Source organism: Zobellia uliginosa, from assembly GCF_018860745.1.
In the GTDB taxonomy this organism is placed as follows: domain Bacteria; phylum Bacteroidota; class Bacteroidia; order Flavobacteriales; family Flavobacteriaceae; genus Zobellia; species Zobellia uliginosa_B.
The window spans coordinates 332,747-344,567 of the sequence record NZ_JAHKPY010000003.1 but is presented as its reverse complement, the minus strand read 5'-3'; the positions used below and the strand labels follow the sequence as shown (position 1 = coordinate 344,567).

The 11,821-nt window shown below is 37.8% G+C and carries 14 protein-coding genes; 6 read left to right on the top strand and 8 right to left on the bottom strand.

All coding sequences use genetic code 11. The annotated features are described in order from the left end of the window. Positions 1-2: 2 nt before the first annotated feature. The 4 genes from KO521_RS05280 to KO521_RS05265 form a co-directional block, all read right to left on the bottom strand. The gene (locus tag KO521_RS05280; RefSeq protein ID WP_215938866.1) at positions 3-335 is read right to left on the bottom strand and encodes a DNA-directed RNA polymerase subunit omega; all 333 of its coding nucleotides are present in this window, start codon (positions 333-335) and stop codon (positions 3-5) included. Between the two features lie 12 nt (positions 336-347). Then, entirely contained in the window at positions 348-1,172 is an 825-nt protein-coding gene (locus tag KO521_RS05275; RefSeq protein ID WP_252729859.1) for an outer membrane protein assembly factor BamD, read from the bottom strand. Between the two features lie 119 nt (positions 1,173-1,291). Continuing rightward, complete coding sequence (gene dapA, locus KO521_RS05270; protein WP_215938864.1) at positions 1,292-2,176, bottom strand: 4-hydroxy-tetrahydrodipicolinate synthase; 885 nt, start codon at positions 2,174-2,176, stop codon at positions 1,292-1,294. Then, entirely contained in the window at positions 2,173-2,709 is a 537-nt protein-coding gene (locus KO521_RS05265; protein WP_215938863.1) for a DUF6913 domain-containing protein, read from the bottom strand. Before KO521_RS05265 ends, dapA begins: the two co-directional genes overlap by 4 nt. 150 nt (positions 2,710-2,859) lie before the next feature. Here KO521_RS05265 and KO521_RS05260 point away from each other — a divergent pair, with 150 nt between their 5' ends. The 3 genes from KO521_RS05260 to KO521_RS05250 are packed head-to-tail and all read left to right on the top strand — an operon-like array spanning position 2,860 to position 5,001. Beyond that, a complete protein-coding gene (locus tag KO521_RS05260; RefSeq protein WP_252729852.1) occupies positions 2,860-3,576 on the top strand; it encodes a 5'-nucleotidase C-terminal domain-containing protein in 717 nt (238 codons plus the stop codon). A 55-nt stretch (positions 3,577-3,631) separates the two neighbouring features. Then, entirely contained in the window at positions 3,632-4,543 is a 912-nt protein-coding gene (locus tag KO521_RS05255) for a metallophosphatase (RefSeq protein ID WP_215938861.1), read from the top strand. Between the two features lie 2 nt (positions 4,544-4,545). Beyond that, positions 4,546-5,001: a GNAT family N-acetyltransferase gene (locus KO521_RS05250; protein ID WP_215938860.1), complete on the top strand. Its 456-nt coding sequence runs from the start codon at positions 4,546-4,548 to the stop codon at positions 4,999-5,001. Here the strand turns inward: KO521_RS05250 and KO521_RS05245 are convergent. Next, positions 4,998-5,300, bottom strand: coding sequence for a hypothetical protein (locus KO521_RS05245; RefSeq protein WP_215938859.1), 303 nt, complete (start codon positions 5,298-5,300; stop codon positions 4,998-5,000). The genes KO521_RS05250 and KO521_RS05245 overlap by 4 nt on opposite strands. A 72-nt stretch (positions 5,301-5,372) precedes the next feature. Here KO521_RS05245 and KO521_RS05240 point away from each other — a divergent pair, with 72 nt between their 5' ends. Continuing rightward, positions 5,373-6,620, top strand: a complete 1,248-nt coding sequence (locus KO521_RS05240) for a hypothetical protein (protein WP_215938858.1) — start codon at positions 5,373-5,375, stop codon at positions 6,618-6,620. Between the two features lie 8 nt (positions 6,621-6,628). Here KO521_RS05240 and ligA read toward each other — a convergent pair whose 3' ends face one another. From ligA to KO521_RS05225, 3 genes are read right to left on the bottom strand one after another with little or no spacing between them, the layout of a single operon-like run. Beyond that, a complete protein-coding gene (gene ligA, locus KO521_RS05235; protein WP_215938857.1) occupies positions 6,629-8,626 on the bottom strand; it encodes an NAD-dependent DNA ligase LigA in 1,998 nt (665 codons plus the stop codon). A 59-nt stretch (positions 8,627-8,685) separates the two neighbouring features. Beyond that, positions 8,686-9,543 carry a peptide chain release factor N(5)-glutamine methyltransferase gene (prmC, locus tag KO521_RS05230; RefSeq protein ID WP_215938856.1) on the bottom strand — a complete coding sequence of 286 codons (858 nt, stop codon included), beginning with the start codon at positions 9,541-9,543 and terminating at the stop codon, positions 8,686-8,688. 19 nt (positions 9,544-9,562) lie between these two features. Further along, complete coding sequence (locus KO521_RS05225) at positions 9,563-10,048, bottom strand: GNAT family N-acetyltransferase (RefSeq protein ID WP_215938855.1); 486 nt, start codon at positions 10,046-10,048, stop codon at positions 9,563-9,565. Positions 10,049-10,136: 88 nt separating this feature from the next. On the opposite strand from KO521_RS05225, the gene ribD reads away from it, so the two are divergent. After that, the gene (ribD, locus tag KO521_RS05220) at positions 10,137-11,222 is read left to right on the top strand and encodes a bifunctional diaminohydroxyphosphoribosylaminopyrimidine deaminase/5-amino-6-(5-phosphoribosylamino)uracil reductase RibD (protein ID WP_252729851.1); all 1,086 of its coding nucleotides are present in this window, start codon (positions 10,137-10,139) and stop codon (positions 11,220-11,222) included. After that, positions 11,215-11,820 (top strand): HAD family hydrolase, encoded by a 606-nt coding sequence (locus tag KO521_RS05215; protein ID WP_215938854.1) that lies wholly within the window; start codon positions 11,215-11,217, stop codon positions 11,818-11,820. Before ribD ends, KO521_RS05215 begins: the two co-directional genes overlap by 8 nt. The last annotated feature ends 1 nt before the right edge of the window (position 11,821 follow it).

Sequence of the window (11,821 nt, the reverse complement as noted above, 5' to 3'; positions counted from 1 at the left end):
TACTACTGGTCTTTTTCCGTATTTCTGTGATATATTTTATCATTCAACCACTCTTCTACTGCCAAAGCATGTGGTTTAGGTAATTTTTCATAGAATTTAGAAACTTCTATCTGTTCTTTATTCTCAAAAACTTCCTCTAGGCTGTCGCTATAAGTAGCAAACTCCTCTAATTTTTCTAGAAGTTCTTTTTTAATTTCAGAATTGATCTGCACTGCTCTTTTAGCTGCAATAGAAATTGCCTCGTAAATATTATCCGTTGGTCGATCAAACTCATTTTTGTTGATCGTTACTGTAGAAACTGCAGCATTCGAATTCTTAAGATCGTTCATATTCATAGTCAAACTAATTTATTTTGCTTCTTTCTCTTGGGTAAAATTCTGTAATTCTAAATTTACTTTTTCAAGTATTTTATCTGCATCTCCGGCATATTTCGTTTCCGGAAATTGCTTTTTTAGAGCGTTATAATCAGCTATGGCTTCATTTAAACGTTCTTCTTGCAATCTTTTAAAGCTATTCAAGGCAAATCGGGAAGCCGATTCAAATCTGTAATACATCGCATCCTCTCTGTAAATAGATCCAGGAAAATCCGATATAAAGTTATCGAACGCAGCTACCGCCGGCGTAAGGAACGTATAATCAAACTGACCTAATTTATTGAACTGCTTTGCTACTTCGTATGCTTTATGTTCTTTTTTGGTCGTTAACTCTTTTGCCATAACGTTAGCTTCGGCAAAATATTCTGAATCCGGATACGAGTTGATAAAAAGCTGCAACTTGGCCAATGCCTTATCTGTATCTGTTTGATCCAATGAATATGCTGGCGAAAGTTTAAAGTAGCTCTTTGCTCCCAAGAAAGAAGCTTCGGCCACTTTATCACTTTTTGGATAGGACTTTACAAAACGCTCAAACTGATAGCCTGCCATATTGTAATCTTTTCTCTGAAAATAAGTGTCAGCCAAAAAAAACATCACACGCTCACCTTGAGGTTTGCCTACATATTTAGGCGCTATTTGTTCAAAAAGACGATTTGCCCTTTTCATATCTCCTTCCTCATAGAATTTCTGAGCTAGGTCATATTTAGGCTTAACTTCTTCATTTTTAAGTACCTTTTGATACTCGCTACATGATTGTGTCATCAAAGCAAGCAGTACGATAGGGACTAATAACCTCATTTTAAAAAGCATTTTGCAAAATTACGGATTCCGAATGGATATAAAAAACAAAAAATAAAGTAGCTAAAATAGTATTCTAGAACCCTTATACCAATGCTTTTGGGGAAGATTTAACACCGTTACGCAAAAACCTTAAATGGTTTTACGAAGTCGGCTATGTTATTTTTTAAACTATCGGATGCTTCTATAAGTGGAAGTCTTACAGCTGCACCGGCAATACCTAACACTTCAAAAATGGTTTTGATACCGGCGGGGTTGCCCTCTTCAAAAATCAGACCCATACCTTCCTGAAGCTCGTAATGTTGTCTATATGCTTCATCTACATTGCGTTCTAACCCAGAACGGATCATACCTGAAAACTCAGACGGAAGGCCTTGACCTAATACGGAAATAACTCCAGAACCTCCTGCCAGAACCGTAACTAAAGCTGTAAAGTCATCGCCCGAAATGACATGGAAGTCTTTTGGGCATCCTTTTATCAATTCCTGTATCTGAACCATATTGCCCGATGCTTCCTTAATAGCTACAATATTATCAAGCTCGGCCAAACGTATAACTGTTTCCGGTAGCATATTGCTTCCTGTTCTACCCGGCACATTGTAGAGAATTATGGGTTTTGCAGATACTTTAGCAATAGCTTTAAAATGCTGATAAATACCTTCTTGAGTAGGTCTGTTATAATAAGGAGATACCGAAAGAACAGCATCAAAATTAGTTAAATCCAAATTTTGTAATTCATCAATTACAGCAACCGTGTTATTCCCTCCAACACCTACTACTAAAGGCAATCTGCCTGCATTAGCAATAGTTACGGTATCTATAACCAATTGTTTTTCTGCTTTGGTAAGTGTTACGGATTCGCCGGTAGTACCCAAAACTACCAAATAATCTATTCCGCCATCCACATTATAGTTTACTATACGGTGTAATGCATCTACATCTATGGTAAGATCCTCTTTGAACGGGGTAACCAACGCCACACCTGTACCAATAATTTGCTTCATTGCTCAATTTCGTTTAAAACGCCAAGGTATTTTTTAAGTTCTGCTTTAAAAATTTTAAAGTCACTTAATGGCGAATCCATTATCAAATCATTATATATGAGATCAACATCTTTAAAACCTACACGAAATCGGGCTCTAGTCTTAACGCTCATTAACTGTAGTAATAAATTATCACTGGTGTAGTAGTTCACTAGCAAATCATACTCCCTACTTAAAAACTCCAGTGCATAGCTGTTCTCTATTGCTCCGTTCCACCCAAGGTCCTTATCTGAAAAAACTGGAGTTGAATACGGTGAATTCTTATCGTAATAACTTTTATAACCAATAATCTTTACCGCATTCGGTCGTAAATTATAATCTTCAACAAACCCATAAAATTGGTTTGCATCATCAAAGCCATCTAAATCAACAATACAACCAATAGAGGTTATACCTTTAGTTCTTTCAATTATTGGCGGATCTTTAGCCAACTCTTGTTTCAAAAATTTAACGCCCGATTTGTATTTGAACTTATCTTTTATTCCCTTAAACATGTACTTTTACATTTTGAACCATTCTGGTATGCAAAATTTGGAATGGGTTCTACAAATGTAAAGAATCTCCACGCATAATATGCCGCTAAGATAAAACGAAATATGGTTTTAAAAATAAAACACTTTGTTATATTTGTAACAATTACTTTTTTGTATTCCTGTGCAGAGCAAAAGCCAGACCTAATAAAGATAGATGCAAAACAAATTACCATAGATAGCTCATTGGCTTCTAAAGAAGCAATTGAAGACTTTGTAAAACCCTTCAGAGAAAGGATCAATCATATCTTGGACAGTACACTTACCTACGCCCCCTACCCTATTTCCAAAACAGATGGAGTTCTAAATACTACAGCCGGCAACTTAATGGCAGATATTGTATTGTCTGAAGCCAACCCCATTTTTAAATCAAGAACCGGACATACAATTGATTTGGTTTTGTTGAACCACGGAGGTATTCGTTCCTTGATTTCCAAAGGAAATGTTTCTTCAAGAACCGCCTTTGAAGTGATGCCTTTTGAAAACTCCATTGTCGTTGCAGACCTCAAAGGAAGTTCTATTTTAAAAATGGCTTCCTACTTAAGAGATTCCGGTAGGGCACATCCTATTGCTGGAATGCAACTCACCTTAGATGCTAAAAATGAGATACAGTCCTTAATAATCCAAGGACAACCTTTGGATGAGAACAAAACTTATTATGTAGCAACCTCTAATTATCTCGTAAACGGAGGTGATAGTATGGTATTTTTTAAAGACGCTGTTGCCGTAACAAATACGGATTACCTTATTAGAAATGCCATGATCGATTACTTCAAGAAAACAGACACATTAAGGCCCATTATTGATAATCGATTTATAAAACTAAAATAACTCTAAAATACGCTGTAACCATAAGACCACTGCAGCAAATAAAAATAAAGGTTGTATGAATAGAAGAAAATTCATTAAAAACACCACAGCCTCTAGTGCACTTGTTGGACTAGGCGGGCTATCCTTGAGTTCTTGTTTTGGCGATGTAAAAAAACACATCACCATTCTACATACCAACGATGTCCACAGTCATATAGACCCTTTCCCAACGGACCACTCAGAGTTTCCCAATCTTGGCGGTTTAGCTAGGAGAGCAACCTTGGTGGAAAGTATCAGAAAAGAAAATCCAAATACGTTACTTTTTGATGCCGGTGATATTTTTCAGGGTACGCCCTATTTCAATTTTTATGGTGGAGAGTTGGAATTTAAACTCATGAGCAAGTTAAAATATGATGCGGCCACTATTGGAAACCATGATTTTGATAATGGTATAGATGGTTTACTAGCTCAAATGCCCAATGCGGATTTTGAGATGATAAATGCCAACTACGACTTTAAAAATACCGTCATGGACGGGCAGGTAAAACCTTATAAAGTGTATACCGTTGATGGAATTAAAATAGGGGTTTACGGACTTGGCATTGAACTTAACGGCCTGGTGACCAAAAAACTGTACAAAGAAACCCAGTATCTAGAACCCATTGAAATTGCACAGGATACGGAACGCACTTTAAAAAATGAAGAGAATTGCGACCTTATCGTTTGCCTTTCTCATTTAGGGTACGAATACAAAAACAAACAGAAGCCCCATGACCTTGCCATGGCCGCAAGGCTAGAATACACAGATTTAATCATTGGCGGCCACACGCATACTTTCCTTGACAAGCCTACCATTGTAGAAAATAAATTGGGCCGTAACGTATTGGTCAACCAAGTAGGTTGTTTTGGTATTAATTTAGGGCGAATAGATTTTTACTTTGACGGCTCAAAGAACAGTAATGCTTCAGGTATTTCAATCAATGTTTAAGCATGATACGAATTGAACGCACCACATATCAAAATAAAAATTTCCCTGGTTTAGTTGCTAAATTAGACGATTATTTAAGTGAAACTGATGGTGAAGAGCACGATTTCTACCACCAATACAATGGCATAGAAAACTTGAATCATGTAGTTATTGCTTATCTAGATGAAGTTGCCGTAGGCTGTGGAGCTATAAAAGAATTCGATTCTAATTCCGTGGAAGTAAAGCGAATGTACGTTTCTCCGGAAACCCGGGGCCAAGGAATAGCTTCCCTACTTTTAAGAGAATTGGAAAAATGGACTTCCGAACTAAATTTTAAAAATTGCATTTTAGAAACAGGCAAACGCCAACCCGAAGCTATTGCCCTTTATACCAAAAACAAGTATAAAGTGATTCCCAATTACGGGCAGTACAAAGGCATGGAAAATAGCGTCTGTTTCAAAAAAGAACTGACTCCCTAATTATCCAACACATATTCGGTTATTTCCTGATGCTCTTGCTCCAAGGAAACACTTGGGTAAGATTTTCCAGCTTTTCGGTACCAATACCCAGCATTAAACTTATCCCCCTCAACCCTATGTAAGTAGGCATGAATCCAACTCCCCATTGTATTGAACATATCTTGGGCAATATCATGGGATGCCTCCCAATTATCGCTAGCCGCAAACCATAAAGCTTTTAAGGCTTCAGGCCAATCCGTAGGAGGGTTTGGACTATCTAATGTTTGTTTAAAATCTTCGTAACTCTTTGGCTTTGCCATGAATTTGTAGTGTCATTTGTTTATAGCTATACAAAAATACCTAATTTCGATTGAAATTAACCGTATGCTTTTATGGTTCAACTATCACGAAGCTTACTCCACTGGAGACCGCTACCCTATGTGTTGGCACTACTCACCACAACGGTCATTCTATGCATTCATATGCTGCCCAGCGTAGATAGCATGCTCAACGAAAACAACACACAGATTTCCCATGTTTTCCTGAGGTCTCAAATCAATTATCATAAGGAAATCGCTCCTTTTGCCAGAAGACCTCTGACTACTTTACTAATTGAAGGCTCACAACAACTGTTTGGGTTTAAAGCGGGCTATGCGTTTATTCTAGTTAACTTCTTACTACTAGGCTTTAGCGGTGTCTTAATATATTGGTTATCCCTTTTACTTAAGGCAACCAAACTGCAAGGCATTATTAACATGATGGTATTCTTTACCTCATTTTCGGTTTTGTTCGCATTTTTTCCTCCGGTATTCACCTATGACGAGCCTTTGCAGTATTGTTCGTTACTTATGGCGTTTATTGCTTTTGTAAAACGAAAATGGTTTTGGTACGTAATTCTATTCTCTTTGGCAATGGTAGCACGCGAAACCAGTGTTCTTTTACTTCCCGCTCTTATTTTATTGCTTCCGGGAACACAAAACCATCCACGAGAAAAATTAGGACCTAACTTGAAAAAAAACGGAATTTGTATTCTATCCCCTATTTTGGTCTATGGATGTTATATCGTCTTTTTCATTTACCACCAAAGGCTATTACATGCCACTCATACAGAGATTACCAGCAGATACTCCTGCTTTTTAGAAAATATTGAAAGCACAAAGAACCTAGTTGAATCCATAGTATCCATTTTCATTACTTTGGGACCGTTTCTGTATTTAACCTATTTCTACCTGAAACAGAAAGAAAATGAATCATGGAAAACTAGTTTTGTCTATGCTTTCTTATTCACGGCACTCCTTAACACACCTCTAGTTTTCATGACCGCATTTGCACGGGAATCAAGGTTGTTCGCTTTGCCACTTCTCTTTTTGTGGCCTGTATTTATGCAGCTTTTTAAAAGTTTTTTAGAGCCATTATCATTGAAATCAACCTACCAAGGATTGTTGGAGTACCCAAAAATAATAGTCCTGTTCGGATGTTTCGTTTTAGCGAGTTTTCTATTCTGTTTTATCTACTATCCCAGCCTTGGACTAGGCGAGAACACTTTTTTTGCAGGGTACATTTTTAGTGTTTGCTTTATTCTTTCCCTCCACTATTGTGCCTGCAAAACCTTATTCAATCATCAAAAGTATAAACCCTGAACTTGATTTTAATTAATCATTTCCAAAAACTCGGCTTCTGTAACTATGGGTATATTTAATGATTCCGCTTTGGTACGTTTGCTAGGTCCCATTTTATCACCGGCCACTAAATATGCGGTTTTTGACGATATACTCGAACCAACCTTTCCTCCATTGGTCTCGATTATTTTTTTTAGCTCTGTACGGCTAACTGTTTCGAATACCCCAGAAACTACAATAGTGAGCCCTTTTAGCTTATCCGTTTGATTTTCCAATTGCTCTTCCGAAAGGGTGAACTGTAATCCGTAGGACTTTAACCTAGAAATTATTTCCTTATTGGTTTCATTGTTAAAAAATTCAACCACAGAACTGGCAATACGACTACCTATTTCATCTACGGCAATCAGACTTTCCTCATTTGCCATCATTAAAGCATCAATATTCTTATATGCTCTGGCTAATTTTTTAGCTACCGTTTCCCCCACAAAACGAATACCCAAAGCAAACAACACGCGCTCAAAAGGAATTTTCACGGACTCCGCAACCCCTTTCACCAAGTTTTCGGCGGACTTTTCTGCCATGCGCTCCAAAGGCAGCACCTGTTCTTTGGTGAGTGTATATAAATCGGCATAATTCTGTATCAAATCCTCTTTATAAAGAAGCTCTACGGTTTCGCTTCCCAACCCTTCAATATCCATTGCTTTTCTGGAAATAAAGTGCTGTATTCTTCCTGTAATCTGCGGGGGACAGCCATAATAATTTACGCAATAATGTTTGGCATCACCCTCCGTTCTCACCAAAGGTTCATGACATTCCGGGCAATGGGTTATATATTCCGTAGGCTTTGAATCTTGAGGGCGTTTCGTGAAGTCCACGCCGACAATCTTAGGTATAATTTCCCCTCCTTTTTCAACAAAAACAGTATCGCCCTCACGAATATCAAATTTTGCAATCTGATCGGCATTATGCAACGATGCCCTTTTTACGGTAGTTCCGGCCAAAAGCACAGGTTCTAAATTAGCCACAGGTGTGATAGACCCTGTGCGCCCCACTTGATATGTGATTTCATTTAAAAGCGTAGAAACCTGCTCCGCCTTAAACTTATAGGCCATGGCCCAACGAGGAGATTTTGATGTAAAACCCAACTCATCTTGATGTTGTATATTATTCACTTTCACCACTACCCCATCCGTTTCATACGGCAACGTATGACGTCCTGAATCCCATTGATTTACAAAATCCATTACTTCATCCGTAGAATGGCAAAGTTTGGCAACCTCAGGCACTTTAAAACCCCATTCTCGGGCTTTTTCCAGCATTTGCCATTGCGAAGTTATTCCAGTATTCTGACCTACAATACTATACAGAAGACAATCTAAAGGCCGTTGTGCAACAGCAGCACTATCTTGCAGCTTTAAACTTCCAGATGCCGTATTTCTCGGATTCATATACGGGTCTTCCCCATTCTCTATACGTTCTGCATTCATTTGGGCAAAACCCTCAAAAGGCAAAACAATTTCCCCACGAATGTCGAATTTTGGCGGGTAATCACCTTTCAATTGTAGAGGCACTGACTTGATTGTTTTTACATTGGTCGTCACATCATCACCTTGAAAACCATCTCCTCTAGTTACAGCTCTTACCAGTTGTCCATTCTCATAGGTAATACTAATGGAAGCGCCATCATATTTTAACTCACAAACAAACTCCACTTGGGCATCACCTAGAATACGTTGCATACGCTTCTCCCAATCTTCCAAATCTTCTTTTGAATAGGAATTATCCAAGGAATACATGCGCTCATTATGAACAACGGTATCAAAATTTTTGGTAACCGTACCTCCAACACGTAATGTTGGCGAACTGGCATCGTAAAACTCTGGATGCTTTGCCTCAAGTGCCTGCAGTTCCTTTAATTTAATATCGAATTCATAATCTGATATAGTGGCATTATCCAAAACATAATAATTATGATTGTGCTCACGTAATTCTTGGCGAAGGGACTCTATTTGTTCTTTTATCTGCATTTTCTAATTGAGTGTATCTGTAAACTTAATTGTGCTTTCGTAGATTTTATTATAAATAATCAACCTAAAAGAGCCTTAGTCATGCGGTCGTTACCGAACATATCTTTTCGGACTTCAATTTCTAAAAAATGATGTTGAAGCAAAAGTGCTTCGGTTTCTTTTGCTAAATACTGATTGATTTCAAAAAACAGCATTCCGTTTTTTGAAAGATTTTGTTTTGCGAATTTCGTAATCGCATCGTAAAATATAAGCGGATTTTCGTCTGAAACAAAAAGGGCCAAATCTGGTTCATGCTCCAAAACATTCTTATGCATCTCTTTCTTTTCAAGCTCTCGTACATAAGGTGGGTTGGAAACAATGATGTCAAAACCTGAAACAAATCCATCACTTTTTAAAATATCCACCTCTGAAAAATCAACTTTTACCGAATTTGACTCTGCGTTTTTCTTAGCGGTTTTCAGGGCATTTTCGGAAATATCCATAGCTGAAATTTGGGCATCTTGTAAATGTTTGGCCAACGAAATAGCTATACAACCACTTCCTGTACCAATATCCAGGATTTTAATCTTTTTGTTCGCAAACCTGCCATCTGCTTCATCCAAAATCCAACGAACCAAATCCTCTGTTTCAGGTCTTGGAATAAGCACGCTTTCATTAACTTCAAAATCTAGGTCCATAAAAGTAGTCTTGCCCATTATATATTGAACGGGCCGTTGCAACTTAAGCTCGGACAAGGCTTCAAACAGCGGCTGTTCCTCTTCTTTTGTCAATGTTAAATTAGGTTGTATTACCAAAACGAAGCGTTCTAACTGAAGGTAGTGGTCTATAAGTAAGTAAAAGAAGCTTTCAACCTCCTCCTTTGCGTACAAGGCATCCAACTCTTTATGATAAATATTCTTTATTTCCTTTAAAATCATGGTATACAAGCAATATTCATTACAATTGGGCAACCATATAAACAGGACAAGAATAATGACCTGTGTCCCCCAAAGGCTTATCTATATATATAAAACCCATTTTGGAGTATAGTTTTTGTGCAGCTTTCATATACGGCATTGTTTCTAAATAGATTTTATCAAAATTGAATTCTTTGGCCAATTCTAGACATTGCTTCAACATTTCGGACCCCATTCCTTTCCCCCTAGCTTCCTCCAAAAAATACATTTTCTGAAGTTCGCAAATATTATCCTTGCAATTATCCAGTTGTGCTACCCCCGCGCATCCCAAGATAACGTCATTCTCTTCCAAAACTAAATAAGTTGCTCGCGGTTTATCATAATTCTCGAACATGTTATCAAGTGTAACATCGGCATAAGCAGTGCCTACTTTAGGTGCACCCAAATCAACTAAGACCTTACGAATCAATGCAGCAACCTGCTTATTATCTTCCTTTCTTATGTTACGAATGTTCACTGCACCCATTTCCAATAAATAAAATTATATTTTTACGGTGTGAAGATACGTAGAAATACGCGTATGTTACCTTTCAAAAATACCGCGAACAAAGCTTATGCTCAGCAACAAACTTCAATCTAAACCTATGCTATCCGAAGATGAAGGCTACATGCTACGTTGTTTGGAAATCGCAAAAAACGGTCTAGGCACTACTGCCCCAAACCCAATGGTAGGTGCAGTAATTGTTTATAATAACAAAATTATAGGCGAAGGATTTACAAGTCCCTACGGTGGTTCGCATGCAGAGGTCAACGCCATAAATTCTGTTACCGATAAAGCCCTCCTTAAAAAAGCAACTATATATGTAACTTTAGAACCTTGTTCTCACCACGGAAAAACACCACCTTGCGCAGATTTGATTGCCAAACACGGTATTCCAAGAGTGGTTATAGGACTTATGGACCCACACACAAAAGTTGCGGGTAAAGGCATAGCGAAGTTAAAAAATGCGGGAAGCGAAGTAGTGACAGGAGTTTTAGAAGCACAATGCCAAGCCCACCATCGGCGGTTTTTGACATTTCAGGAAAAGAAACGACCCTATATAATTTTAAAATGGGCACAAACCGCAGATGGTTTTATTGCGCCAACCAAAGATGAACGGGTAGAAATTCCGGAACCGTATTGGATTACCAATGCTTACTCTCGCCAGCTTGTACATAAATGGCGCAGCGAGGAACAAAGTATTTTAGTGGGTACCAATACAGTTTTAGAAGACAATCCTAAATTAGATGTTCGTTTATTCACAGGAAAAAATCCTATTCGCATTATACTGGACAGAAAATTAAAAATCACTACCGATTACCATATGCTGGATGGCAGTATACCCACCCTGATATTAACGGAAACAGTAAATAAACAGCTCCAAAAAGATGCTATTGAATACGGGGTGATCAGTTTTAATATAGATCTTGCTAAACAAATCTGTGGTAAACTCCATCAAAAAAACATAACTAGCGTTTTTGTGGAAGGTGGCAGCAAGACCTTACAGACTTTTATCGATTCCGGTTTATGGGACGAAGCTAGAGTTTTCACAGGTAGCACCTATTTTAATAACGGAGTATCCGCACCCAAATTTAAAGGAAAAATCAACGAAACTAAATCCATTGGTGGAGACACTTTAAATGTATATACAAATGATTAAGAACATTATTTTTGATTTTGGCGATGTATTCATCAATCTGGATAAGGCAATCATCTTCCGAGAAATGGAAAAATTTGGTGGATCAATAGATTTAACGCCAGAAATGGTAGCGCTAAATAATACATATGAGGTAGGCGGAATGACTTCTGAGGATTTCATTGCCCAGCTTCAAAATCAATATCCTAATGCAAATGCGACCGAAATAGCGCGTATTTGGAATTCCATGTTACTGGATTTCCCCGAAGAACGATTAGAATTCATTGAAAATCTAGCTAAAGAAGATGAGTATCGTCTTTTTCTATTAAGCAACACTAATGAACTGCATATTTCCCATGTGGAACAAAAAATGGGTGCTGATCGTTATGCTCGTTTTAAAAAGCCTTTTGAGAAATTTTACCTTTCACATGAAATCAATCTAAGAAAACCAAATGCAGACATATATCAGTTCGTTTTGGACGAAAACGGACTTAAAGCAGAAGAAACCTTCTTTATAGATGACACAAAAGAAAATACCGATGCTGCCGAAAAGCTAGGCATTACTTGTTGGAATATTCAGGTGGGGAAAGAAGACATCATTCAATTGAAATCTAAATTATAGA

Bases quoted from the DNA above. Each gene is read 5' to 3' on its own strand.
- KO521_RS05280 (WP_215938866.1), bottom strand. From the start codon at position 335: ATGAATATGAACGATCTTAAGAATTCGAATGCTGCAGTTTCTACAGTA.
- KO521_RS05275 (WP_252729859.1), bottom strand. From the start codon at position 1,172: ATGAGGTTATTAGTCCCTATCGTACTGCTTGCTTTGATGACACAATCA.
- dapA (WP_215938864.1), bottom strand. From the start codon at position 2,176: ATGAAGCAAATTATTGGTACAGGTGTGGCGTTGGTTACCCCGTTCAAA.
- KO521_RS05265 (WP_215938863.1), bottom strand. From the start codon at position 2,709: ATGTTTAAGGGAATAAAAGATAAGTTCAAATACAAATCGGGCGTTAAA.
- KO521_RS05255 (WP_215938861.1), top strand. From the start codon at position 3,632: ATGAATAGAAGAAAATTCATTAAAAACACCACAGCCTCTAGTGCACTT.
- KO521_RS05250 (WP_215938860.1), top strand. From the start codon at position 4,546: ATGATACGAATTGAACGCACCACATATCAAAATAAAAATTTCCCTGGT.
- KO521_RS05245 (WP_215938859.1), bottom strand. From the start codon at position 5,300: ATGGCAAAGCCAAAGAGTTACGAAGATTTTAAACAAACATTAGATAGT.
- KO521_RS05240 (WP_215938858.1), top strand. From the start codon at position 5,373: ATGGTTCAACTATCACGAAGCTTACTCCACTGGAGACCGCTACCCTAT.
- ligA (WP_215938857.1), bottom strand. From the start codon at position 8,626: ATGCAGATAAAAGAACAAATAGAGTCCCTTCGCCAAGAATTACGTGAG.
- prmC (WP_215938856.1), bottom strand. From the start codon at position 9,543: ATGATTTTAAAGGAAATAAAGAATATTTATCATAAAGAGTTGGATGCC.
- KO521_RS05225 (WP_215938855.1), bottom strand. From the start codon at position 10,048: ATGGGTGCAGTGAACATTCGTAACATAAGAAAGGAAGATAATAAGCAG.
- ribD (WP_252729851.1), top strand. From the start codon at position 10,137: ATGCTCAGCAACAAACTTCAATCTAAACCTATGCTATCCGAAGATGAA.
- KO521_RS05215 (WP_215938854.1), top strand. From the start codon at position 11,215: ATGATTAAGAACATTATTTTTGATTTTGGCGATGTATTCATCAATCTG.